Annotated in this window: 17 protein-coding genes and 2 tRNA genes; 6 read left to right on the top strand and 13 right to left on the bottom strand. The window is 51.0% G+C overall.

All coding sequences use genetic code 11. The annotated features are described in order from the left end of the window. Positions 1 to 28 precede the first annotated feature (28 nt). The 3 genes from NXS99_RS02975 to NXS99_RS02965 all read right to left on the bottom strand — a co-directional run bounded on the left by NXS99_RS02975 (position 29) and on the right by NXS99_RS02965 (position 5641). Positions 29 to 1534, bottom strand: a complete 1506-nt coding sequence (locus NXS99_RS02975) for a folylpolyglutamate synthase/dihydrofolate synthase family protein (protein ID WP_310593299.1) — start codon at positions 1532 to 1534, stop codon at positions 29 to 31. Then, positions 1535 to 4234 carry a valine--tRNA ligase gene (locus tag NXS99_RS02970; protein WP_259287185.1) on the bottom strand — a complete coding sequence of 900 codons (2700 nt, stop codon included), beginning with the start codon at positions 4232 to 4234 and terminating at the stop codon, positions 1535 to 1537. A 432-nt stretch (positions 4235 to 4666) separates the two neighbouring features. Then, on the bottom strand, positions 4667 to 5641 hold the full coding sequence (locus tag NXS99_RS02965; RefSeq protein ID WP_259287184.1) for a malate dehydrogenase: 975 nt from the start codon (positions 5639 to 5641) through the stop codon (positions 4667 to 4669). A gap of 690 nt (positions 5642 to 6331) precedes the next feature. On the opposite strand from NXS99_RS02965, the gene NXS99_RS02960 reads away from it, so the two are divergent. Then, positions 6332 to 7081 carry a TetR/AcrR family transcriptional regulator gene (locus NXS99_RS02960; RefSeq protein ID WP_259287316.1) on the top strand — a complete coding sequence of 250 codons (750 nt, stop codon included), beginning with the start codon at positions 6332 to 6334 and terminating at the stop codon, positions 7079 to 7081. A 195-nt stretch (positions 7082 to 7276) separates the two neighbouring features. Here the strand turns inward: NXS99_RS02960 and clpX are convergent, their stop codons facing one another. The 6 genes from clpX to NXS99_RS02930 all read right to left on the bottom strand — a co-directional run bounded on the left by clpX (position 7277) and on the right by NXS99_RS02930 (position 12506). Then, a complete protein-coding gene (clpX, locus tag NXS99_RS02955) occupies positions 7277 to 8563 on the bottom strand; it encodes an ATP-dependent Clp protease ATP-binding subunit ClpX (RefSeq protein ID WP_259287183.1) in 1287 nt (428 codons plus the stop codon). A 181-nt stretch (positions 8564 to 8744) separates the two neighbouring features. After that, positions 8745 to 9371 (bottom strand): ATP-dependent Clp protease proteolytic subunit, encoded by a 627-nt coding sequence (locus NXS99_RS02950; protein WP_259287182.1) that lies wholly within the window; start codon positions 9369 to 9371, stop codon positions 8745 to 8747. 27 nt (positions 9372 to 9398) lie between these two features. After that, entirely contained in the window at positions 9399 to 9998 is a 600-nt protein-coding gene (locus tag NXS99_RS02945) for an ATP-dependent Clp protease proteolytic subunit (RefSeq protein WP_259287181.1), read from the bottom strand. Between the two features lie 223 nt (positions 9999 to 10221). Then, complete coding sequence (gene tig, locus NXS99_RS02940; RefSeq protein WP_259287180.1) at positions 10222 to 11568, bottom strand: trigger factor; 1347 nt, start codon at positions 11566 to 11568, stop codon at positions 10222 to 10224. A gap of 87 nt (positions 11569 to 11655) precedes the next feature. Continuing rightward, a tRNA-Pro gene (locus tag NXS99_RS02935) sits at positions 11656 to 11729 on the bottom strand. A gap of 702 nt (positions 11730 to 12431) precedes the next feature. Continuing rightward, positions 12432 to 12506, bottom strand: a tRNA-Gly gene (locus tag NXS99_RS02930). Positions 12507 to 13056: 550 nt separating this feature from the next. On the opposite strand from NXS99_RS02930, the gene NXS99_RS02925 reads away from it, so the two are divergent. Continuing rightward, positions 13057 to 13275 carry a hypothetical protein gene (locus NXS99_RS02925; protein ID WP_259287179.1) on the top strand — a complete coding sequence of 73 codons (219 nt, stop codon included), beginning with the start codon at positions 13057 to 13059 and terminating at the stop codon, positions 13273 to 13275. 180 nt (positions 13276 to 13455) lie between these two features. Continuing rightward, a complete protein-coding gene (locus NXS99_RS02920; protein ID WP_259287178.1) occupies positions 13456 to 14316 on the top strand; it encodes a DUF1542 domain-containing protein in 861 nt (286 codons plus the stop codon). An 80-nt stretch (positions 14317 to 14396) separates the two neighbouring features. On the opposite strand, the gene NXS99_RS02915 is transcribed toward NXS99_RS02920, so the two are convergent. Then, positions 14397 to 14870 carry a ribose-5-phosphate isomerase gene (locus NXS99_RS02915; protein WP_259287177.1) on the bottom strand — a complete coding sequence of 158 codons (474 nt, stop codon included), beginning with the start codon at positions 14868 to 14870 and terminating at the stop codon, positions 14397 to 14399. A 187-nt stretch (positions 14871 to 15057) separates the two neighbouring features. On the opposite strand from NXS99_RS02915, the gene pepN reads away from it, so the two are divergent. Further along, positions 15058 to 17664, top strand: coding sequence for an aminopeptidase N (pepN, locus tag NXS99_RS02910; protein WP_259287176.1), 2607 nt, complete (start codon positions 15058 to 15060; stop codon positions 17662 to 17664). Positions 17665 to 17814: 150 nt separating this feature from the next. Next, positions 17815 to 18234 (top strand): globin, encoded by a 420-nt coding sequence (locus NXS99_RS02905; protein WP_259287175.1) that lies wholly within the window; start codon positions 17815 to 17817, stop codon positions 18232 to 18234. 3 nt (positions 18235 to 18237) lie between these two features. Here NXS99_RS02905 and NXS99_RS02900 read toward each other — a convergent pair whose 3' ends face one another. The 3 genes from NXS99_RS02900 to ettA form a co-directional block, all read right to left on the bottom strand. After that, a complete protein-coding gene (locus NXS99_RS02900; RefSeq protein ID WP_259287174.1) occupies positions 18238 to 18852 on the bottom strand; it encodes a hypothetical protein in 615 nt (204 codons plus the stop codon). A gap of 17 nt (positions 18853 to 18869) precedes the next feature. Next, the gene (locus tag NXS99_RS02895; RefSeq protein WP_259287173.1) at positions 18870 to 19289 is read right to left on the bottom strand and encodes a thioesterase family protein; all 420 of its coding nucleotides are present in this window, start codon (positions 19287 to 19289) and stop codon (positions 18870 to 18872) included. Between the two features lie 320 nt (positions 19290 to 19609). Continuing rightward, positions 19610 to 21280, bottom strand: a complete 1671-nt coding sequence (ettA, locus tag NXS99_RS02890; protein WP_259287172.1) for an energy-dependent translational throttle protein EttA — start codon at positions 21278 to 21280, stop codon at positions 19610 to 19612. 377 nt (positions 21281 to 21657) lie between these two features. Between ettA and cas9 the strand changes: the two genes are divergently transcribed. Beyond that, positions 21658 to 24921: a type II CRISPR RNA-guided endonuclease Cas9 gene (gene cas9 / locus NXS99_RS02885; RefSeq protein ID WP_259287171.1), complete on the top strand. Its 3264-nt coding sequence runs from the start codon at positions 21658 to 21660 to the stop codon at positions 24919 to 24921.

The raw sequence follows: 24921 nt of genomic DNA, 5'->3' as shown, positions 1-24921 counted from the left end.
TATTCTACGGGTGGTTGTTGTTTTGCCACTATTGCGGTTCCTTCCCCATTAAAGTGCGGGCTTCACCAGCGGTGACCACAGAGCCGGTAATAATGACACCTGCGCCAGATTGAATATCAGTGTCTTCGGCTAATTCCACGGCAAGTTCAACTGCACCAAGCAGGTTATGGGCAGTATGCACGCGTTCATCGCCAAAGATTTCTCGGGCGTATTCTTCCAATTCCTCTACCGGCAATGCACGCGGACTAGTATTTTGTGTCACCACAATTTCTTGCAGATATGGTTCAAGTGCCTGCAAGATTCCACGCACATCTTTATCGCCAAGAATTGCCACCACACCAATCATGCGGCTGAAATCAAAATCACGCGATAATGCAGCACCTAATGCTTTTGCACCATGCGGATTATGCGCGGCATCGATAAACACGGTTGGTGCGGTACGGACTCGCTCCAGACGACCAGGATTCACAACAGTTGCAAATCCTTGTTTCACAGTATCGAGATCCAGGCTACGGCCAGGTCCTGCCCCAAAGAAGGCTTCCACGGCGGCAAGTGCATTGGCAGCATTATGTGCTTGGTGTTCACCAGCAAGTGGAATGAAAATATCAGGATACTCCCCTGCCAAGCCGCGAATTGTCACTTGTTGTCCACCAACTGCGATACCACCGCTGACAAGCCCAAACTCAATCCCTGCGCGAGCGACTGCCGCATCAGTTGTCACCGCATGCTCTAAAATTGCACGCAGTGCATCTGGTTCTTGCAGCCCAATAATGGCCACATTATCTGGCGGAGACAGGAGATCATCAAGATCCCAGCGTTGCTTAATAATGCCAGCTTTTTGGGTTGCAATTTCAGCAAGTGTTTCGCCTAAAAATCCTTGATGATCCAGGCCAACTGGCGTAACAACGGCAACATCAGCTTGGATAACATTCGTCGCATCCCAGCTTCCGCCCATGCCAACTTCCACAATTGCCACATCAACTGGCGCATCAGCAAAAGCCGCATACGCCAGAGCGGTACGTATCTCGAACTTGGAAAGTTTCGGACCTCCCTTGGCAATACTTTGGGCATCAACCATTTCCACATATGGCTTAATTTCTTCCCATATCCGCACATAGTCGCGTGGATGAATTGGGAGGCCATCAATGGCAATAGTTTCTGTCACTGATTGCAAATGTGGGCTGGTGGTTCGACCAGTACGCCGGTGAAACGCACGCATTAACGATTCAATCATGCGCACAGTCGAGGTTTTGCCGTTCGTACCTGCCACTTGAATACTCGGAAACGCCCGTTCCGGGTTGCCAAGTAGATCCATGAGCAATTGCATGCGCTCTAATGTGGGGTCAATTTCGACCTCACTGAATCGACTCTCTAACTCGGCTTCTACGGCAGCCAGGGCTGCAATATCTTCCGGGGTAATCGTTTGTGGCGCTGGCTGTTCGGTGGGCGCTTGCACATCAATTGGCAAGCTTAAGCCCGACTCACTGAGCTTGAGTTCCCCCAAGCCCAGTAATTCGTGTTCGTGATTCGACACTTATGCTAACTCCTTGAGCAACGCGCGAATACGCGTTACTTCTTCTGCAGCAATCTGCTGACGATTCTTAATCTTTTCCACCACAGCTTCTGGAGCCTTCGCCAAGAAAGCTTCATTGCCTAGTTTCTTCCCGGTTTGCTCCAGTTCCTTTTCAGCGTTGGCAAGATCTTTTTCCAAACGCTTGCGCTCTGCAGCCTTATCCACGGTACCGGAGGTATCCAAGGAAACTGCCACAGTGGTCTGCGACAAACGCGTTTCAATCGAAGCAGATGCCTTAAACGTCTCCGCTGGAACCTCAAGCTTGGCCAAGGAACGGATCGTGGTTTCAAAGTTTTCCAAATCACAGGCTGCAAAATCCACGGCAGCTGGGACTTTTTGGCTTGGCTTCACACCTTGATCAGAACGGAATCGACGAATCTCAGTGACAAGCTTGACGACGTCGTCCATGCGGCGAGCAGCCACTTCATCTTTCGCTGCCCCACCGTTGGTTTCAGCGACAGTCGGCCAACTGGTGACATTCAATGATTCACCATCTGTCAGTGCCTGCCACAAAACTTCAGTAATAAATGGCATCGCTGGGTGCAGCATGCGCAACACAGCATCAAGGACGCGACCTAAAACAATTTGTGTGCGTGCACCAATGGCTTGTGCTTCTGGTGTTGCAGCATCAAAGTCACGTGGAATCTGTACCTTGGCAATTTCAAGATACCAGTCACACAGTTCACCCCAGGTGAACTGGTAAAGCAGTTCATTAGCCTTCGCGAACTGGTAGCGATCAAGATAATCGTCAACCGCTACGCGTACTTCTTCCAGGCGATCTAAAATCCAGCGGTCGGCGTCGCTAAGCTCATCGCGTGCTGGCAATTCACCCATGCGTGCACCGTTGAGCAGGGCAAACTTGGTGGCGTTGAACAGCTTGGTGCCGAAATTGCGTGAGCTTTGGGCGGAATCTTCGCCAACTGGAAGATCCACGCCAGGGTTGGCACCGCGAGCAAGCGTGAAACGCAAGGCGTCGGCGCCATAGTCGCGTACCCAGTCCATTGGGTCGATGCCGTTGCCCAGGGACTTACTCATCTTGCGGCCTTGCTCGTCGCGTACCAGGCCGTGGAGGAATAAGTCGGTAAATGGGATCTGTGGGCGACCATCGGTGCCTGCTGGGAATAGCTCTGGGGTGGTCTTAGCGGCGAAGGTGCCGAACATCATCATGCGCGCAACCCAGAAGAACAAGATGTCATAGGCGGTGACCAGCACTGAGGTTGGATAGAACTTTTCCAGCTCAGGGGTTTTTTCTGGCCAGCCCATAGTGGAAAATGGCCACAGCGCCGAGGAGAACCAGGTATCCAGTACATCGTTGTCTTGGGTGTAGCCGGCTGGTGCAGTTTCGTCTGGACCAACGCACACAATTTCGCCATTTGGACCGTACCAAATTGGAATGCGATGTCCCCACCACAGCTGACGAGAAATACACCAATCGTGCATATCATCAACCCAGTCGAAATAGCGTGGCTCAGCAGACTTCGGGTGAATCACGGTATCGCCTTGACGAATCGCATCGCCTGCATCCTTGGCGAGTTCTGCAACTTTGACCCACCATTGCAAAGACAGGCGTGGTTCAATTGGTTCACCGGAGCGCTCGGAGTGACCCACCGAGTGCATATATGGTCGCTTTTCAGCCACAATGCGGCCTTGTTCGGCCAATGCTTCGCGGATTTTCACGCGAGCTTCAAAGCGATCCATGCCGTCGAATTGCGTGCCGGTATTTGCGATATGGCCCTTCGCGTCCATTACTGATGGCATTGGCAGGTTGTGGCGCAATCCCAACGCGTAGTCATTTGGATCATGCGCTGGAGTGATTTTCACCGCACCTGTACCAAACTCTGGATCAACGTAATCATCAGCAACCACGATCATTTCGCGATCTGGAATAAATGGGTGTGGCAGCTTCGTGCCAACCAAGTCGCGGTAGCGCTCATCTTCAGGGTGAACCGCCACGGCAACGTCGCCAAGCATAGTTTCCACGCGCGTGGTTGCCACGATGACATGTGGTTCATCATCATTCATCGAACCGTAGCGAATCGACACTAATTCGCCTTCGACGTCTTTGTACACAACCTCAATATCAGAGATTGCGGTTTCGAGCACTGGCGACCAGTTCACCAAACGGTTAGCTTGGTAGATCAGGCCTTGGTCATACAGCTTTTTGAAGATGGTTTGCACCGCGCGTGAAAGGCCCTCATCAAGGGTGAAACGCTCGCGTGACCAGTCCACGGAGTCGCCGATTGCACGCATCTGGGTGCCAATCGTGCCGCCGTATTCTTGCTTCCATTGCCACACTTTGTCAATGAAATCTTCACGATCATAGTCCCAACGGCTCTTGCCCTCGGTTTCCTTCAGCTTCGCTTCAACCTTGGTTTGGGTTGCGATACCTGCGTGGTCCATGCCAGGCAACCAGAGTACTTCGTAGCCTTGCATACGCTTACGACGAGCAATGATATCCATCAGAGTGTGATCAAGTGCATGTCCCATATGCAATTGGCCAGTGACATTTGGCGGTGGAAGCACAATGGAGAAAGCTGGTTTATCCGAATGCGGATCAGCGGTGAAGTAGCCCTGCTCGACCCAATGTTGATACAGATTACTTTCGACTTTTTGTGGTTCCCAGCTCTTTGGGAGTTTTTCTGCACGATTGATTTCAGCCATGTGCTCTATTGTAGGCAATTGGGCTGCCATATCCATACACCAGTCCACGCGCGAATAAGTTTTTTTTGCAATTCCGCAGTTCACCGCATCTTTACATGGCCGTCATCTGCACTTCGTCCATCCTATTTTGGTAGCGGCTGCGTTGTTTGTGTGTTGCGCAGCGTTTGTAAGCAGCATAAGTACTGCTTGACGACGCCCACGTTGCCATGCAATCTTCCCCGCTCCTCGCAAAGTGCTTGTCGACCACTGCTTGTCGACGCTTCTCATCAGTGCCAGCGTGGTTCATGCTTCCGCACTGTCTACACGTCTTATTCTCGCTCCCCCAACCAGCATGACAAACGCCCTTATGTCTGCACATTGTCAAACATAAGGGCGTTTGGAGTTCTTGCGATACTGGTAGGAAATTATCCCCTACCACACAAGTGAAAAGGTTTAGCTAAGCAGATCTTGGACAGCTGCGCGCTCTTCAAGCAGTTCCTTCGCATTTGCTTCAATGCGTGCCTTCTGGAAGTCGCTCAACTCGAGACCAGAAACGATCTCCCACTTGCCATCGCGTGCAACGGTTGGGAAGCCGAAGATGATGCCTTCTGGTACGCCATAGGAACCGTCGGAAGGAATTGCAGCGGAAGACCAGCGCTCGGTGCCGTTGATCCAATCGTGCATGTGATCGATTGCAGAGGATGCAGCAGAAGCAGCAGAAGACTTGCCACGAACTTCGATAATCTCAGCGCCGCGCTTTGCAACACGTGGGATGAACTGATCAACATACCAATCATGCTCAACCAGGCCGGAGATCTTCTCGCCGCCAACGGTTGCATAGGTGATGTCTGGGAACTGGGTTGCAGAGTGGTTACCCCAGATGACCAGGTTTTCAATTTCAGTCTTGTCGCGGCCGAGCTTTTCAGACAGCTGAGAGATCGCACGGTTGTGGTCCAGACGCATCATAGCGTTGAAGCGCTCGTTTGGAACGTCCTTCGCTGCGTGCATTGCAATCAACGCATTGGTGTTTGCTGGGTTACCAACAACGAGCACGCGAATGTCATCAGCGGCATAATCGTTGATTGCCTTACCTTGTGGGCCAAAGATCTTACCGTTCGCAGCCAACAGATCGGAACGCTCTTCACCCTTACCGCGTGGCTTTGCACCAACCAAGAAAGCAGCGTTGGTGCCGTCGAATGCTTCTTCAAGCTTATCGGTAACGGTGATGTTCTTGAGCAATGGGAATGCAGAGTCATTCAATTCCATTGCCACACCTTCTGCGGCGCCTACAGCTGCAGGGATTTCCAGCAGCTGCAACTCGATTGGGGTGTCCTTACCGTAAACATCACCATTCGCGATGCGCCACAACAGCGAGTAGGAAATCTGGCCAGCAGCACCGGTAACGGCAATCTTCTTAACGGAAGTCATGAACTCTCCTTGTATGAGGTTGAGGGGAACTCCACAATTCGTGGCTTCCCGTTGAATGCGCCCAGCCCGTAGCAGAATTCAACCTGTACGCCGAAGGCTTCGCGCATATCTTGAACATCTACTAGCCTAATCCTCTCACCTTAAAATCCGCTACCAAGAACCCTTATTTCAGCACCGATGACCGCTTGAGATTTCTCACACTTTTTTCTTTGCTGGTATTCCCGCTGTTGAGATGAAATATTCTGCGCGCATCAAACGAACCACAGGGCGGTAATTGATGTGTATGAAAGTTGCCCACAGGTCTGCGTCGAAAAGCTTGCGCAGCATGCTTCAAGGCAACCTTTAGCTGTACTCAATTGCAGCAAACTCACAACTTCACCCACGAAAATACCCCCTTAATGTGACTTTTCTGTGTTTTAAGCCTCTTTAGGGATTTCTCTCTCAATTTTCGACTATCTTTAGAAAGATAACTGCCGTACATAACTTGCATGCGGCCAACTTGCACAATGTGGTCAGGAAGTTTCTGATACACACTGCCAAGCAAGCCACAGGCAAAACAAGTGGCAACCGATGTCGCGCACAAAAGTATGCGTCCTCGCCAGCAAGCATTCTGTACTACTTCAGCAACTAGTAAGGAGCACACTCGTGTCTGAGCTTCAAGGATCCGCTGAGAATCCTGACCCCGTAGATATCACTGAAGATCTACATGTAACGACTGACCCTTCACCTGAAACTGTGTTGGCAATCGCGGTCAGGCGTTTTTCTGAGGGTGGTTTCCACGATACGAAGCTAGAAACCATTGCGAAAGAATCGGGCATGTCGAAGCGCATGATCCACTACCACTTTGGCGACAAAAAGGGCCTGTACATAAGCGCTCTCGCTGAAGCCGTGCGTCGCTTACGCCCAACGGTGCAAGAACTTGAATTAGAGTCTGCCGTGCCGGTTGAAGGTGTGCGAAAAGTCGTCGAAGCGGTGTTCAAGCGCTATAACTTGCACCCTGAGGCCGTTCGGTTGCTTTCTTTGGAAAGCATGATGAACTACACCAATGTCGCAGAGCAGTCGCCATTGATGGATCAGTCAGCGATCACCTTGCAGCTGGATAAGTTGCTGATGCTCGGCCAAGATGCAGGCGCCTTCCGACCAGGCATTTCAGCGCAAGATGTCTTCACCCTAATTGCCTCACTTGCAGTTTTCCGCGTGACGGCACATAAGACCACCATCAACTTGTACAACATTGACATGCTTGACGACGCCAACACGCGTTCCATGGCGCGAATGGCAGCCGATAGCGTGCTGGCCTTTTTGACCTCTCATATCCGTGTTCCAGAACAGATTTCGTATATCTCGACCATCCCAGATACTGAGTCAGTTCATGTGATTGCGGATCACTACGAATCTGGCGAAGCAACGTATAACTTCGATACAGATATCTTCGAATAACACACTCTTTGAACACTCAACCGCCGGTGATCGTTTGCTCTATCAACGATCACCGGCGGTTTTGATGTATTACCTGTCATGCACAGGTATGCGTCTGAACAGCGGCGGCAATGGCGTAACCCGAGGCGATGCGCACCCATGCGCGACACCGGCGTGGCTCAGTATGACGAGTGCCAAGGTGCGGCTCCGGTGCTGCTATGCGCTTTGTTCTAATTCCTCATGGCTGAGAAGTTTTGGTGCCGCTTCTCCACGTGCTGCAGCAGGCGTCACAATCACTTGCGCAACATCTTCTCGATCTGGAATATCAAACATAATCGGTACCAAAATATCTTCCATAATGGCACGCAGGCCACGAGCACCGGTTTTGCGTTCCACTGCTAAATCCGCAATTACATCAAGTGCTTCAGGTTCAAATACCAGATCCACCGAATCCATGCGCAGCAAATGCTGATACTGCTTCACCAGTGAGTTCTTTGGCTCGGTAAGCACCTTCACCAACGACGCACGATCAAGATTATTCACAGTTGCCACAATTGGAAGGCGACCAATGAACTCTGGAATCAACCCAAACTTCACGAGATCTTCCGGCAACACATCCTTGAAAATATCAACGGCATCCTTCTCTTTCGTCGATGCAACATGCACACCAAACCCGATGCCCTTTTTCCCAAGACGATCTTCAATGACTTTTTCCAAACCAGCAAACGCACCAGCCACAATGAACAAAATATTTGAGGTATCCAGCTGAATAAAGTCTTGATTCGGATGCTTACGCCCACCTTGTGGCGGAATAGAAGCAACCGTACCTTCTAAGATCTTGAGCAACGCCTGCTGCACACCTTCACCGGAAACGTCGCGAGTAATCGAAGGGTTCTCAGACTTCCTGGAAATCTTATCAACCTCATCAACATAGATAATGCCTCGCTGCGCCTTGGCAACATCAAAATCTGCAGCCTGAAGTAGTTTCAGCAAGATATTTTCAACATCTTCACCGACATATCCAGCTTCCGTCAAGCTGGTTGCATCAGCAATCGCGAACGGAACATCGAGTAACCGCGCAAGCGTTTGCGCGAGATAGGTTTTGCCAGATCCAGTTGGCCCGAGCAGCAAAATATTTGATTTTTGTAGCTCCGTGTCATCCGCGTTCTTCCGCTTAGTGGTCACGCGTTGTTCTTCAGATCGCACTCGTTTGTAGTGGTTATAGACCGCTACAGACAACACACGTTTTGCAGCATCTTGCCCAATGACATATTGGTCAAGAAACGCTGAGATTTCACTTGGACGTGGCAGACGATCATGATCTGCGTGTTCTTCGTGTTGGCCTTGGCCGAGTTCTTCTTCGATAATTTCGTTGCACAGCTCAATACATTCATCACAGATGTACACTCCGCCACCAGCAATGAGCTTTTTGACCTGCTTCTGGCTCTTTCCGCAGAAAGAACACTTGAGTAAATCGGCGCTATCTTGAGTACGTGCAGCCATAATAGGGTTGTTCGATCTCTTTCACGTTAGAAACACAAAGTGTTATTGAAGTATTCTCATCCTACCGAAAATCTCCACCAGTGCGGGCATCGACTCGTAAGACGATCAGCCCGCGAGCACAAAACCCACGGGCTGATTGGTATAACGCTTCTCGACGCGTAACTATTTCATCATCACAACATTAGCCATTGAGCTTGCGATAATCGAAGATTTGATCCACAATGCCGTATTCCAGCGCTTCTTGAGCGGTCAGAATCTTATCGCGATCAGTATCTTTACGAATCTGCTCTGGGGTACGACCAGTGTGACGTGAAAGGGTATCTTCCATTAAGCGACGCATACGCTGAATCTCAGCTGCTTGAATCTCGAGATCCGAAACCTGTCCGCGTGAACCCTGGGTGGCTGGCTGATGAATCAACACACGTGCATTTGGCAGCGCAGCACGTTTACCTGGTGCACCTGCGGCTAATAGCACAGCTGCTGCTGATGCTGCTTGGCCAAGGCAGACAGTACGCACATCTGGACGCACGTACTGCATGGTGTCATAAATAGCCATCAGCGAGGTGAATGAGCCACCTGGGGAGTTGATATACATCGTGATTTCACGATCCGGATCTAAGCCTTCTAACACCAATAGCTGCGCCATGATGTCGTTGGCGGAAGTATCGTCAACTTGCGTACCTAAGAAGATAATGCGTTCTTCAAAAAGCTTGGCATATGGGTTGGTTTCTTTGGTGCCATACGCTGACTGCTCAATAAAACTTGGCAGCACGTAACGTGAGGATGGCATTTGCATACCGTTGTTCATGAAAGTTCTCCTTAAACCGTGATGTTTTTAGTTCGCAATTGGGCCTTGTGCCATGGAAATAACGTGATCAACAAGACCATATTCTTTTGCCTCTTGGGCAGTAAACCAACGGTCACGGTCAGAGTCGAGGGTAATCTGCTCGAAGGTTTGACCGGTGTGCTCAGCAATCAACTCAGCCATTTCGCGCTTGGTTTGCGCAAACTGTTCTGCCTGAATTGCAATATCTGCAGCAGTACCGCCAACACCTGCGGATGGCTGGTGCATCATAATGCGTGCGTGTGGCAATGCGTAGCGCTTGCCCTTGGTGCCACCAGAGAGCAGGAACTGTCCCATCGAAGCTGCCAAGCCCATGCCGTAGGTTGCAATATCGCAAGGCGAGTACTTCATGGTGTCATAAATTGCCATACCTGCGGTGACGGAGCCACCTGGAGAGTTAATGTAAAGGGAAATGTCGCGGGTTGGATCTTCGGCAGACAACAGCAAGATCTGTGCGCACAACTTGTTTGCAATTTCATCGTTGACGTCGGTGCCTAAGAAAATAATGCGTTCTGCCAACAAGCGTTGGTACACGGAATCGCTGAGATTCATGCCTGCAGCTGCTGCCATGTGGATCGATCGATCAGTCATGGAAAGGTACTCCTTACAAGTTTCTTTTGTTCATAAAATCGCGGACAGTTGCGTAGATCTTCGTCTACGATGCCTGATCACTACCATACCGCGCCAATACATTTTTTGCCGCTCTGTTCGCTCTCAGCAAAATCTATGGGGTATGACAAACGCAATCCTCGGTAAAAAAGCCCAGCACAATCAGTGCTGGGCTTTAATCACTTATAACAGTAAAGCAGAGAAATTACTTTTCTTCTTCAGCTGCTTCGTCTTCAAGACCAAAGTACTCTTCTGGGTCAATTGCATTGCCCTCGGAGTCTTTCACGGTCACACGGCAAATAGCTGCTGCCAATGCCTTACCACGGGTCACATCAGCGAACAGTGCGCCGATCTGGCCAGCTTGCTGCAACTGCTGGATGAACTGGTTTGGATCCATGCCATAAGCCTGTGCGGTGAACAAGATGTGGTCGGTCAGTTCAGACTGAGAAACCTCTGGCTTCTCCTGCTCTGCCAAAACATCAAGGAACAGCTGGGTACGAACGGACTTTTGTGCGTTCTCCAAAGCCTCAGCCTTGAACTGCTCAACGGAAGAGTTCTGGGTTTGCAGGAACTCGTCGATAATCTTCTCGTTGTGTGCAGCCTCACCGAAGGTGTTATGGAAGGTGTTGTGTGCTTGCTCTTCCACCAATGCCTGTGGCAGTTCGAACTCGACAGCGGCAAGTGCCTTTTCCAAAACAGCGTCGCGGATTTGGCCAGCCTGCTCAGTCTTTGCGCGCTCTTCCAAGGAAGCCTTGGTGCTTTCGCGAAGTTCTTCAACAGTGTCGAATTCGCTTGCTTCTTGTACGAATTCTTCATTAAGTTCAGGAAGCTTACGCTCCTTGGTCTGTACAACCTCAACAGTGATGGTTGCTTCCTTGCCTTCGAACTCACCAAACTTCAAGGTTGCGGTAAAGTCTGCAGACTCGCCAGTCTTCAAGCCACGAAGTGCAGTGTCCAAGCCGTCAATCAAGTCGCCCTGACCAACGGTGTAGGTCAGTTCAGAAGCCTTTGATTCTTCAACTTCCTTGCCATCCACAACTGCAGACAGGTTGATAATTGCAATGTCGTTGGTCTTCAGCTTGCGCTTGGTATCTGCCAACGTGGAGAAACGCTCACGCAACTTATCCAGCTCCGCATCGACAGCTTCGTCGTCAAGCTTAACTGCAGGAACCTCTACCTCGATGGCGCTGAAATCTGGCAATGCGATTTCTGGGCGAACATCAACTTCAGCGGTGAACTCTACAACAACTTCGTCCTCCAGCTTGGTGATCTCAATTGCTGGCTGGCCCAAAACTGCCAATTCATGCTCGGTCACTGCTGCTTGGTACTTCACTGGGAGTATGTCGTTGACAACCTGCTCAAGCACTGGACCACGGCCGAAACGTGCATCAATCAGCTTGCGTGGTGCTTTACCTTTACGGAAACCAGGAATATTTACCTGTGCAGCAAGTGCCTTGTATGCGGAGTCAATTTCGTTCTTCAGTTCCTCGAACGGAACCTCCACGGTCAGCTTGACTCGGGTATCGTTCAGCTTTTCGACGGAACTCTTCACGAGCGTTCTCTCCTGTAGATCTAATAGGGGCAATATTGACTTTAACCCCCGAGGCGCACGTGAATTTATGCTCCTCGGGGGCTATTGTCGGGACGACAGGATTTGAACCTGCGACCCCCTGTACCCAAAACAGGTGCGCTACCAAGCTGCGCCACGTCCCGATTTACTCTCCAAGAGAAGATTCTCTTTCAAGTAACGCCGCTCTTGGCGACAGGAGAAATATTGCCAGACTTTTTCGGATTTACCTAATCGGCTGGTCAGAGGCTATTTTTAGGCGCCTTTTCACACATAACTTTCAACGTTCAAGGTTCACGCACGTTTCAACACCTCTTCCAGGTTCTCCAACGCACACAATGCACGCACGACAGCCACAACCCAGGAGCCACAATCCTACAAATACGCAATGCATACCATTCGCCTACGCTTGCACACTCACGCACAGCGTTGAAGTCTCCGACAATCACGTGCCAAGATTTGCTCGGCGACGCCAACCCCTTGGCACAATTTCACCACCACACACCGGCGCCTTGATACTGCCCTAGATACATCGACGAACTCGCGCATCAATACGGCACACACAACCGCGCTACCATTCATCGGAATTTCAGCGAAGGGGAATCAATGCTTCAGCAAGCATCCATCAAGGTTTCAGCGAAGGGGCATGCACCAGCTACAAGCTTTTACTTATGACTCGCAAGCATGACTGCCATTGAAGAAAGTCCATGAGAGCATGCATTGTCACACTCCATTGAAATTCGCGGCGTAGCCTATCAACCACTTGAACTTAAGGATCAACGTGAGAATCAAAAAACACCCATTGCCTCCCGAGAAGATAATCCTTGAGGTAATGAGTGTGAAAATATTGGAGGGAATGACGGGAATCGAACCCGCGTCACCAGTTTGGAAGACTGGGGTAATAGCCACTATACGACATTCCCACGTGGATATTTCAGTGAACTTGAATTGCTTATATGTGCAGAAAACCTGCATGTAAAAACACAAAGTACGCGAAACTATCCGTTGTGCATCGATCACTTTAGCGCATCATGTAGCGTTGCGCAATTTTCACCGTCAAGATGCATATTCACACCAGGTCTACAATTCCACTGCAGCACCATTGTCACTCACGTCACTTCACCCATGTTCCTCACTAGTAAAACCAGACCATCGACGCGGCAGGCACTTTTTGGTCACACATGTTCTCGTTTTCCCGCCCATCGCCCCCGAATGTGTACCCCATAGGAGATCCTCAGCGATGAATTTTACGTCCACTTAACCAAACTTATTTTGGTTAAAAATCACGCAACGCACACCTCGGTCTTTATCTTTTCCACCCGATAAGCTGCTTAGTTTAGACAAACTAATCGCACAGCACCCCTGTAGACACTTTTCTACAATTTCTTTCCTCCTCTATTCGGCATGAATCTGCCGAAACGTGATTTACCCCACTGTTAGTTCTTTGAAATTGCCTCGATTATAGTTAGGCACATGAAGCCAACAATCATCGATTCCATCTCCGGACGTGAGCTATGGACCGCAGCAGAGTGCGCACAGTACTCTGGCACTGCACGCGGAACATTTACCAGCTACGCAGGGCGCGGTCGCGCACCTGAGCCGGTCACAAAGTTTCACGGTCTCACACTTTGGGATTCCGATGAAGTAAAAGCGTGGACCAAAACTCGCCACGTCGACCACTCTGACCAGTGACGTTTCTGGTTTTTACAGAAGTTTCGTCTACATCATCATGATGGCATGAGGAACTTTTCTCATATATCCAGCGTTGTTACAAGTAAGATCTAGCACTCCCCGGTCACGCATGCCGGTATCACATCATACCTTCTGTTTTTGGAGGTCACGCATGCTGACCTCAAGAAAGGTGTTCCACTCGTGTCTGTCTTATTATTAGTCGCAATCGTCGTTGGTCTTACGGTATTCGTGCTCAATCGCACCACTACTACCTCTCCGCAACTGACTGCCACAGATGGCTTGGCAGATGCTCTTGCCGATGCGCGCCGGTGGACTGAGCGTCTCGGTAGTCAAGTACTCACGCTCTCTTCCACCGACAGTATCGCGGCACAGGCTTTAGCAGATGCTGCTGAGCGTCATACTGCTGCAACTACCCAACTTGGAACCGCACAAACTGTACGCCAAGCAGCATTGGCACGAGAATCTGCCCTCGAAGGACTGCATTACATCAACGCTGCACGAGAGATTATGGGATTACCGACAGGTCCGGCACTGCCCGCCCTAGAAGGTCAAAAACAAGCAGGAGCTGTTACTGAAACACGAACTGTCGAGCTTGAAGAAAACCATAATGTCACCGCTGCACCAGCGTGGTCGCAACAAACGCCGCACTATTATCCTGGTGGTATGGTTGCCGGCCAGCCAGTGCCACGCGGCTGGTACTCCGAGCCTTGGTGGGCAAGTGCGCTTCGTACCGGCATTTGGTACGCAGGTGCTTCCATGCTTTATAGTTCGCTGTTCCATGGCATGGCAGGTGTAGCTCATGCCGCTACTCCTGATGTCAGTGGCGTTGTCCCAACCGATGCCGGCATTGATACCGGTGCCGACGCAGGCATCGATGCAGGCGACGACAGCGGCTTCTTCGACGGCGGCTTTTTTGGCGGCGGTGATACAGGCTCTACAGACGGCGGCTTCTTCGACGGTAGCGATGAAGGTGGCTTCTTCGACGGTGGTTTCTTCGGCGGCGGAGATAGCGGCGGCTTCGATTTCGACTTCGATTTCTAAACACTTAAGGGGCATCTTCAACCACTCGCTGAATCCACGGCGAAGAAGAAGGTGCCCCTTGAGGTTAGCGTCGTAAAGCCTTAGTATTTGGAAATTTCCGGCGCGATGCCAGTCTTTTCAAAATCCGACAAAATATCAATGCGGCGCTGGTGACGTTCTGCTTCGCTCCAAGGCTGCTCGAGGAACGCATCGACAATCGCGAGCACTTCATCCTCGGAGTGCATGCGTCCGCCAATGCCAATCAGCTGCGCATTATTATGCTCACGGGCCAGGCGTGCAGTCTCAACCGACCACGCCAGCGCGCAACGCGCACCTTTAACCTTATTCGCGGCAATTTGCTCACCGTTGCCAGAGCCACCGAGCACAATACCCAACGAGCCTGGATCATTAACCACCTGGGCAGCTGCCTCGATGCAAAACGCTGGGTAGTCATCGTCAGCGTCGTATACGTGAGCACCGCAGTCCACAACCTCATGACCTGCAGCTTCAAGGTGACGCACAATAATGTTTTTCATATCGAACCCTGCATGGTCCGCTCCTAAGTAAACTCGCATACCTCGAAGTGTAGTAGATACCGCGACACTGTTTGACGTTTCGGCGCTAGGAATCTTAAAAAAGTTCATATCTCCTTGCACCATAATCACCCACGTACGAGGCAATATATGCACCATCACTCCCCTTTTCTTCCGTTTTATTTGTAAAGTAGGGGGAACAACCTAATCTCGTTGGAAAGGCAGAGTTATGTCATCACTCAACTTAACGCAAGAGGAAGCACAACAGCGCAGCGCGTTGCTCTCAGTGCAACATTACGATTTTGCCGTTGACATCACCGGTGAGCACACCTTCCCGTCAACCACAACGGTAAACTTCACTGTCAAAGAACCAGGCACCACCTTTATCGATCTCATCGCAACTGAGGTGGCAAAAGTTGAGCTCAATGGCATTGACATCACTGCCAGCGCGGTACCGCTTGTCGACGGCGCCTACGACCCAACCAATGGTATTACGCTCACCGATCTTGCAGCAGGCCCACACACCTTGCGAATCGAAGCTACCTGCGAATATTCTCACACTGGCCAAGGTCTGCACCGCTTTGTTGATCCAGTGGATGAAGAAGTGTACTTCTACACGCAATTTGAACCAGTTGATGCCAAGCGCGTGTTCGCCTGCTTCGACCAGCCAGATCTCAAAGCTACCTACGATATTTCGGTCACAGCACCTTCGCATTGGAAAGTTGTGACCAATGCTCCACAGCTGATCACCAACCAGGGCCAAGTTTCCGTATTCCAATCAAAGGTTGATTACCCACTTTCCACCTACCTGATTGCCATCTGCGCTGGTGACTTCCACGTGGTCAATAACCTCTGGAACGGCAAGCTGACCCACTACGAACAAACACCAGCCGATCAGCCAACGGAACTGCAGATTCCGCTCGGCATTTACTGCCGCAAGTCTTTGGCAGAGCACCTGGATGCCGATGAGATTTTCCTCGAAACCAAGCAGGGCTTCGATTTCTACCACCAGAATTTTGGTATCGCCTATCCATTTAACAAGTACGATCAGCTGTTCGTGCCAGATTTCAATGCCGGCGCTATGGAAAATGCTGGTGCCGTGACCTTCCGTGACGAATACATTTTCACCTCCAAGACCACGCAAAATGCCTACGAGCGTCGCTGTGAAACAATTTTGCATGAAATGGCGCACATGTGGTTTGGCGATCTCGTCACCATGAAGTGGTGGGATGACCTCTGGTTGAACGAGTCGTTCGCAACCTGGGGTGCCGCCATTTCTCAGGCCGAAGCCACGAAATATGAAGATGCTTGGGTGACCTTCGCCAATGCCGAAAAGTCATGGGCGTACCAGGAAGATCAGCTGCCTTCCACCCACCCAATTTCAACGGATGCCAGCGATATTGAAACCGTGGAGCAAAACTTCGACGGTATTACCTACGCCAAGGGCGCTTCAGTATTAAAGCAGCTACAAGCATATGTTGGCCGCGATGCTTTCTTTGCTGGTGTGCGTGAACACTTTGCAACCCATGCTTTCGGCAATGCTACATTCGCTGATTTGCTTTCAGCACTGGAAAAGGCGTCTGGCCGCGATCTTTCCAACTGGGCAAACCAGTGGCTGAAGACCACCGGTATTAACCGCCTCAGCGCGGAAGTGACTATTGAAAACGGCGCCTACTCCTCCTTTGCAATTACCCAAGAAGGTGCACAACCAGGGGCTGGTGAATTGCGTACCCACCGCGCGGCAGTTGGCTTGTACAGCTTGGTTGGCGAGGAAGTTGTGCGCACCCACTTGGTCGAATTCGATATTGACAGTGCCCGCGTGGAATTGCCAGAGCTCATCGGTGAAAGCGCAGCAGATCTGGTTTTGGTCAATGATAATGATCTCACCTACTGCATGATTGTGCTCGACGAACGTTCGTTGGAATTCGTTGTGCACAATATTGATAAGATTTCTGCAGCGATGCCACGCACACTGTGCTGGTCAGCAACCTGGGAAATGACTCGCGACGGCAAGATGCGCGCACGTGATTTCATTAACCTCGTGGCCCGTGGTGCCCGCAAAGAAACCTCCATTGCCGTGCTCAACCACATTTTGGCCCAAGCAACCCAGGCCTTGAAGGTCTATGCGGATCCGCAGTGGGCAGCAGCAGAAGGCAATCAGCTACTTGCACAAGCACATTATGAGGCTGCGCAGCAAGCAGCTCCTGGCTCTGACGTGCAGCTTGCATTTGTCACCGAGCTCGCACGCTTGCCGCTGATCCCAGCTACCACGAGTTTGTTCCAGGCAATTTTAGCTGGCGAAAGCCCACTGGAAGGCTTAGTCAATGATGCACAGCTGCGCTGGAATGCGCTGCATGCACTGGTTGCTGCTGGTGAAATCGAAGATGTTGATTCCGCAATTGCGGCCGTGGCAGAATTTGATCCTTCTGCAAATGGTAAGGCCATGGCGGCACGTGCAGCAGCAGCACAAAACACCGCCCAGAATAAAGCAACCGTCTTTGCCGAATTAACCGAATCCGGTAAAGATCTTTCCAATACCATCTTCCGCGCCAAGCTGGCAGGTTTAACCGCACTGTCTCGCGATCGCTACATGGAGCAATTCAATGAGCGCTATTACGAGGTTGTGCCTCAGCTGTGGCAGGATCTGACCTCGGAGATTGCCCAGACCGCCGTCGAAGGCCTATTCCCAAGTTGGAATATCAGCGAGGCCGGCATTGCACGTGCCGATGAGTTCTTAGCGCAAGACAATCTTGCCGGCGGTATTCGTCGCATTATTGCCGAGCAGCAGTCTCGCGTCCAGCGCGCATTGCGAAACCGCGCGTTTGACGCCAGCTAACTAAGCTTCGTCTACCCCGCTTGAGTACTGCTCAGGCGGGGTTTTCTTTGCTTGCTTGACGACGCTGCCTTGCGCCTTGTTCCTCACGAAACCATCAATGATGCTGGACCGCCTACACGCCACAGACCAACTGGCGTAAACTTAGCAGGTATGACTACCCCACTTGGTGATGGCACACAAACGCCGACGAATGGCCCAGAATCCTTCTACGACGCTGTTGGTGGCGAGGATCTTTTTATTAAGGTCGTACATGAATTTTACAATCAGGTCCGCAACGATGATCTGATTGGGCCGATGTACCCGCATGATGATTGGGAAGGCGCTGAGAATCGTTTGCGCTGGTTCCTGGTGCAATATTGGGGTGGACCACAAGATTTCAGTGAAAGGCGCGGCCACCCACGCCTGCGTATGCGCCATGCCCCATTTTCGATTGGCGAAGCTGAAGCAGAGCGCTGGCTTGAAATGATGCGCACCGCAATGAATAGCGTCACGCTGTCGAAAGAACACTATGAAGCTATGTGGCTGCATATGCAACGAGTTGCCTATATGCTGATCAACCGTGCTGAGTAGCACTTAAAAGGTTAAAAGATTCAACGTTTGGGCGTAATACACCGAGCCAAAAGGTGCATCAATACGCACCCACCTACCAGCGGCAGATACCCGTAAATAACGTGGAATTTCTATTGGTGCGTCAACGGTTGGGATCAGACCTAATGCGTGCATGGCAAAAATCATGCGCATTGGGACCTCCACACTCGTGTGCCCGCCTGTCACGTTGAGTACTGTTTGATCCAGCAATGATGCAGGTGGGCCGAGTGGTCCGGAGAATTGTTTTGCCAGATCCCGGCCTTGTGTATGCAAGGTATACACCACATTGGCAGGGATTTCATCCAGTAGCTGAAAACCAGTGACCGGTGGCAATGCACCAAACTGCCAGGCTGCATCGAGTGTTCGCAGGTTTGTGTGCTCTACTACTGCTTGTGCCGAAAGTACCATGCCATCGTGTGCTAATGAGGCTTGGATTCGGCGTGCTGCAAGTACCCCAAATGGTGTGGACACAAATGCTTCCACACCGTGTTCACCAGTTTGAAAACGCACGAGAGCCTGGGAATCCAGGCCAACCGCACGTTGTAATAAGGAGCGAAGTCCTGCCTCGCCAGCAGCAAAAACAATAGGTTCAGTACTCATACGTTCCTGCACGCCTCTTATTCAGTCACCATCGTGAGCACGTTTAATTCCGGTTGTGTTAATGCACGCGGACGTGCCGTTGTTGGATCAACCACAATCTGGACAACCTCGATGATGCAGGTGAGCGTGTTGGTAGCGTCGTAAAGCTCTTGGCGAGTAGTAAACGATGACGTGCCGATTTCAACAACTTGTGTTTCCACCCGCACATGCGTGGTGTTCGGCAAGATCGGACGGAGATATTCCGCCTCGACTTTGCGCACGAACACTGCAGGGATTTCCAGGCCGCGCGAGGTGAATTCACGTTGTGCAAAAGCCATGCGTGCTTCTTGGGCGATCTCGATATAGGCGGAGTTGGTCACGTGCTGGAAACGGTCAAAATCGCCCCACCGCAGTGCGATCAGTTCGGTGTTGATACTTGGGTTTTCAGAATGCGTCATGGTTTCTACTATCTGGTTGATGCGAGGCAAATGTTAAGTGTACGGCAGGTGACGGTGCGCGCGTAGTCGGAGGTTGGTGGTGGTGCGAGGGTGCGGTTGAGGTGGCGCAGTGGTTGCGGTTGAGGTGACGGCGGCGCAGCTCCGGCATGGTGGCAGCAGCAGCGACGGCACGCCAGGCGCGGCGGCAACCCCAGGCACGGCGGCGCCACCCCAGGCAGCAGCGCTGACAGTACGCACAAACCGCTAGCTTTCGGCACTGTGTAGTCTCCTCGCAGTAACGTCTAGCTAGCGGTTTGGTTGTAATGGGTCAAGGTATACGCTTAGCGCGTCAGCTTGCGGTGTGTCACACGTGATGGACGTGCAGCATCTGGGCCGAGGCGCTCAACCTTGTTCTTTTCGTAATCTTCGAAGTTGCCTTCAAACCAGAACCACTGGCCTTCGGCAACGTTACCTTCCCATGCCAGGATGTGGGTACAGGTGCGGTCAAGGAACCAGCGGTCGTGGGAAATGACCACGGCACAACCTGGGAACTTCTGCAGCGCGTTTTCCAGTGACGACAAGGTTTCCACGTCGAGGTCGTTGGTAGGCTCGTCGAGCAGGATCAAGTTGCCGCCCTGCTTTAAGGTCAATGCCAAGTTCAAGCGGTTACGCTCACCACCGGAGAGCACCTTCGAAGGCTTTTGCTGGTCAGCGCCCTTGAAGCCGAACGCGGAGAGATATGCACGCGATGGCATTTCGTTTTGGCCGACGATAATATAATCCAGGCCGTCGGAAACTACTTCCCAAACGGTCTTTTCTGGATCAATATTTTCACGCCCCTGGTCCACATACGACAACTTCACGGTCTGACCAACTTTGACTTCACCGGCGTCTGGTTGTTCCAGACCAACGATCGTCTTGAACAGGGTGGACTTACCCACACCGTTTGGACCAATCACACCAACAATGCCGTTTCGTGGCAAGGTGAACGACAGATCCTTAATCAGCACGCGACCGTCGAAGCCCTTTTCCAAGGCGCTGACTTCAACAACCTGCGCACCCAAACGAGGTGGGGTTGGGATTTGAATTTCTTCGAAATCAAGCTTCTTGAACTGCTCGGCTTCTGCCACCATTTCTTCGTAGCGAGCCAGACGCGCTTTGTTCTTTGCCTGACGTGCCTTCGCACCAGAACGAACCCATGCGAGTTCATCCTTCAGACGCTTTTGCAGCTTCTTATCCTTTTGACCAGCAATTTCCAGGCGGTCAGCCTTCTTCTCCAGGTAGGTGGAGTAGTTGCCTTCATATGGGTACAGCTTGCCGCGATCGACTTCGCAGATCCAGCCCGCGACGTGATCCAGGAAGTAACGATCGTGAGTCACGGCGAGAACAGCACCTGGATACTTCGCAAGGTGTTGCTCTAACCAGAGCACTGATTCTGCATCGAGGTGGTTGGTAGGCTCGTCGAGAAGCAGCAGGTCAGGCTCAGAAAGTAGCAGCTTTGCTAATGCGACGCGACGACGCTCACCACCAGAAAGGTGGGTCACAGGAGAATCAGATGGTGGGCAGCGCAGTGCTTCCATTGCCTGCTCGATCTTGGAATCGACTTCCCAGGCGTCCGCTGCATCGAGTTCTTCTTGCAGCTTGCCCATTTCTTCCATGAGCTCGTCGGTGTAGTTGGTGGCCATTTCTTCGGCAATTGCTTCGAAACGCTTCTTCTTTTCAAAGATCGGGCCAAGGCCTTCTTCGACGTTTTCACGTACGGTCTTTTCCTCATTCAATGGTGGTTCCTGCAACAGGATTCCCACGGTGGCACCTGGGTCGAGGAACGCTTCACCATTAGAAGGCTGATCCAGACCAGCCATGATCTTCAGAATCGACGATTTACCAGCACCGTTCGGGCCGACGACGCCGATTTTTGCGCCTGGGTAAAAAGCCATGGTGACGTTATCCAAAATAACCTTATCGCCAATAGCCTTGCGCACATTTTTCATCGTATAGATGAATTCACCCACGTTGGTTTCCCCTTATACATAGTTAGGAATTGTCCACTCAGGAACATTCGTTATAGTCACCTGAAAGGGTACATCATTTCGCAAGATTTTTGGGTATAAGCTCAGCTTTTCGACGTCAATTGGCGCCAGCAAAATCATAAAAATATGCCTCTATGCAGCGAGTTCAACCACCACACCACAATATAGAACACATGTGCGAACAAACCCCTACACCATGTTACCCCCTGCTGTTAAAATTTTTACTTGACAACATTGTCTGGTGAAGATAATATTCTTATCAGAGTTAAACCTCAGTAAGTCTCGGCTTGTTTCCGAGATTGAATGCTCCACCGACAATGTTTACATTGTCGGTTTTTTTATTGCAAAAGGAGCAGGCTATGGCCACTACTCGCTATAGGGTTGGCATCGATGTTGGTAGCTTTTCAGTAGGCACAACAGCGCTTGAAATTGATGCCGATGGCATGCCAATTAAGATCCTCAGCTCGGTATCGCATATTCACGATTCCGGCTTGGACCCCGATCAAATCAAATCAGCCGTTACCAGGCTTGCATCTTCTGGCGTTGCACGCCGCACACGCCGGTTGTATCGCCGGAAGCGCCGCAGGTTGCAAAAGCTGGATGCATTCTTGGAGCAGCAAGGCTGGCCAGTTACCCCATTCGAAGACTATGAGGATCCGTTTTATCCGTGGCGAGTTCGTACTGAACTGATTTCTTCGCCGATTGAAGATCAAGCAGAACTTGGCGAGAAGCTGTCAATTGCGTTGCGCCATATTGCACGCCATCGCGGTTGGCGAAATCCTTATATGAAGGTCAATACCTTGCATGTCCCAGCTGCACCTTCGGCTGGTTTTGAGCAGATTCGGGAAGAATCCACGAAGCTGATTGGACGCCCATTCCCAGAAACAGTTTCGCTGGCGCAGATTGTCACTGCAGTTGCACTAGGCAAGCAGAAACTACGCGGTGAACAAGGCCTGCTCTCTGCCCGCTTAATGCAAAGTGATTTTGCCAATGAGATTCAAGCAATTGCCAAGATGCAAGGCTTGACCAGTGAATTAACAAATACACTCATTGATTACGTGTTTGCGGCAGAATCACCAAAAGGTTCCGCAGCCAGCCGTACAGGTAAAGATCCACTGCAACCGCAGCGTTATCGTGCGTTAAAGGCAACTGATGCGTTCCAGAAATATCGCGTAGCTGCGTTGATTGGTAACTTACGGATTCGCGAAGGAAATGCGAAAGTTGCATTAACGCAGGAGCAATTCATGTTGGTGTACAACCATCTGATTGAGTTGCCAGTTACCAAAGAGCCTTCGTGGATTGCTATCGCTGAGGTGCTCGGCATCGATCGCGGGCATTTACTCGGCACCGCAACGATGACTGACGACGGTGAACGTGCTGGTGCAAAACCACCAACACACGATACAAACCGTAGGATTTTAGGATGCAAGATCAAGCCACTGGTTCAGTGGTGGAAACAGGCTTCCGCAGCTGAACAAGATGCCATGATTAAAGCACTTTCAAATGCTGAAGTTGATGATTTTGATTCTGAGGTAGGTGCAAAAGTACAAGCGTTCTTTGCTGATCTTTCTGATGATGATCATGCAAAGCTTGATGCACTGTATCTTCCAATTGGACGCGCAGCCTACAGTGAGGACACATTGCGACGGTTGACGCGTCGGATGTTAGAGGAAGGCGTTGATCTGTATACCGCGCGGCGTGCAGAGTTCAATATTGAGCCAGATTGGGCACCTCCTGCCCCACCAATTGGCGAACCAGTGGGGAATCCTGCAGTTGACCGTGTGCTCAAAACAGTTGCGCGTTGGTTGCAAGCTGCTGAAGATACCTGGGGTGCGCCGGAATCTGTGAATATTGAGCACGTTCGGGCATCGTTTATGAGCGAAGCGCAAGTTCGACAAATTGATCGCGATAATCAAAATCGTGCAAAGCGTAACCTTGCGTTAGTTGAACAGATGCAACAGCAGCTGAATATCGAGGGACGTCCACGCAGTGCAGATCTGTGGAGGTATCAATCGATTCAGCGCCAAAATGGTCAATGCGCATATTGCGGTAGCCCGATTAATTTCACGAATTCCGAAATGGATCATATTGTTCCTCGTGCTGGCGAAGGTTCGACCAATACGCGTGAAAACTTAATTGCTGCATGTAAGCGATGCAATAGTGAGAAGAGCAATATTCCGTTTGCGGTATGGGCCAAGCAATGCCAGCGTCCAGGCGTATCGGTTGCAGAAGCCATTGAGCGTACGCGTCACTGGCTTGTTGATCCAGGTATGCGCACAAAGGATTTCAATAAATTCCGACAGGCGGTTATTGATCGTTTCCGCCGCACCACGATGGACGAAGAAATTGATAATCGTTCCATTGAATCCGTTGCGTGGATGGCGAATGAATTGCGCGCGCGAATTTCTCAAAACTTCCACAACACTGACACCAAGGTTCGTGTGTTTAAGGGCTCATTGACTGCCGAGGCACGCAAAGCATCTGGTATTAGCGGGAAGCTTGAGTTTATTGATGGTGTTGGAAAATCTCGTTTGGATCGCCGCCACCACGCAGTAGATGCTGCGGTAATTGCCATGATGTCTGCGTATGTGGCAGAAACGTTGGCGGTGCGCTCCAACTTAAAGCACGATCAAGAACTGCGCCGACTAGCACCACAGTGGAAAGAATATACCGGTAAAGACGCGGCTCATCGCAGCGAGTGGAAGAACTGGATCAAGCGTATGCACGCGCTTGTGGCATTGCTAAACGACGCAATGGAACAAGATCGGATCGTTGTATCGTCGAATCTGCGCCTCCGATTGGGCAATGGCCGTGTTCACGAAGAAACCATCGGTGCGTTAAAATACCTACGCGTTGGCGACGCGATCAGCGTCACAGACATCGACCGAGCTTCTTCTGAAGCGCTGTGGTGTGCGTTGACTCGCGATCCTGATTTTGATCCGAAAGAAGGATTACCAGCGAATCCAGACCGCGTGATCCGAATTCATGATAAACGTCTATACGCTGATGATCGCATCGGTTTCTTCCCAGTCGGTGCTGGTTGTTTGGCGGTTAATGGTGGCTATGTTGAACTTGGTGCAAGCTTCCATCATGCTCGTATTTATCGCATTACCAGCGGAAAGAAGCCTGCTTACGCGATGTTAAGAGTGTACGGTATTGATCTCGTGAAACATCGTCACGAGGATCTTTTCACTGCTGAGATCGCACCACAAACCATGAGTGTTCGCCAATGCGAGCCAAAATTGCGCAAGGCACTTGCTGATGGCACAGCTGAGTATCTTGGCTGGTTCGTTCAAGATGACGAACTACTCGTTGATATGACGGCGTTCACTGATGGTCAGGTTGGCGGCATGCAAGCTGAACTCGGTGAAGTTCGACGGTGGAAGGTTGATGGGTTCTACAATCCTAGACAGTTGCGCTTGCGACCACGACTGCTTTCTGCTGAAGGGTTACCAAAAAATGCATCTGAGAATCTTAAAAAAGTAATCGACGCACCAGGTTGGCTTCCAGCGGTCAATAAGTTGTTTACGTTTGGCAAAGTCGTGGTCATTCGACGCGATATTCTAGGACGCCCTCGTTTAGAAAGTAATGCCCACTTACCGATCACGTGGGAAGTGAAATAA

The sequence above is a fragment of the Corynebacterium sp. HS2168-gen11 genome (assembly GCF_024834075.1).
In the GTDB taxonomy this organism is placed as follows: Bacteria; Actinomycetota; Actinomycetes; order Mycobacteriales; family Mycobacteriaceae; genus Corynebacterium.
This window is presented reverse-complemented; position numbering and strand designations above follow the sequence as displayed.

What these genes read in the sequence shown, in the direction of transcription:
- NXS99_RS02970 (WP_259287185.1), bottom strand. Translation starts at nt 4,234, where the DNA reads ATGGCTGAAATCAATCGTGCAGAAAAACTCCCAAAGAGCTGGGAACCA.
- NXS99_RS02965 (WP_259287184.1), bottom strand. Translation starts at nt 5,641, where the DNA reads ATGACTTCCGTTAAGAAGATTGCCGTTACCGGTGCTGCTGGCCAGATT.
- clpX (WP_259287183.1), bottom strand. Translation starts at nt 8,563, where the DNA reads ATGGCTGCACGTACTCAAGATAGCGCCGATTTACTCAAGTGTTCTTTC.
- NXS99_RS02950 (WP_259287182.1), bottom strand. Translation starts at nt 9,371, where the DNA reads ATGAACAACGGTATGCAAATGCCATCCTCACGTTACGTGCTGCCAAGT.
- NXS99_RS02945 (WP_259287181.1), bottom strand. Translation starts at nt 9,998, where the DNA reads ATGACTGATCGATCGATCCACATGGCAGCAGCTGCAGGCATGAATCTC.
- NXS99_RS02925 (WP_259287179.1), top strand. Translation starts at nt 13,057, where the DNA reads ATGAAGCCAACAATCATCGATTCCATCTCCGGACGTGAGCTATGGACC.
- NXS99_RS02915 (WP_259287177.1), bottom strand. Translation starts at nt 14,870, where the DNA reads ATGCGAGTTTACTTAGGAGCGGACCATGCAGGGTTCGATATGAAAAAC.
- pepN (WP_259287176.1), top strand. Translation starts at nt 15,058, where the DNA reads ATGTCATCACTCAACTTAACGCAAGAGGAAGCACAACAGCGCAGCGCG.
- NXS99_RS02905 (WP_259287175.1), top strand. Translation starts at nt 17,815, where the DNA reads ATGACTACCCCACTTGGTGATGGCACACAAACGCCGACGAATGGCCCA.
- NXS99_RS02900 (WP_259287174.1), bottom strand. Translation starts at nt 18,852, where the DNA reads ATGAGTACTGAACCTATTGTTTTTGCTGCTGGCGAGGCAGGACTTCGC.
- NXS99_RS02895 (WP_259287173.1), bottom strand. Translation starts at nt 19,289, where the DNA reads ATGACGCATTCTGAAAACCCAAGTATCAACACCGAACTGATCGCACTG.
- cas9 (WP_259287171.1), top strand. Translation starts at nt 21,658, where the DNA reads ATGGCCACTACTCGCTATAGGGTTGGCATCGATGTTGGTAGCTTTTCA.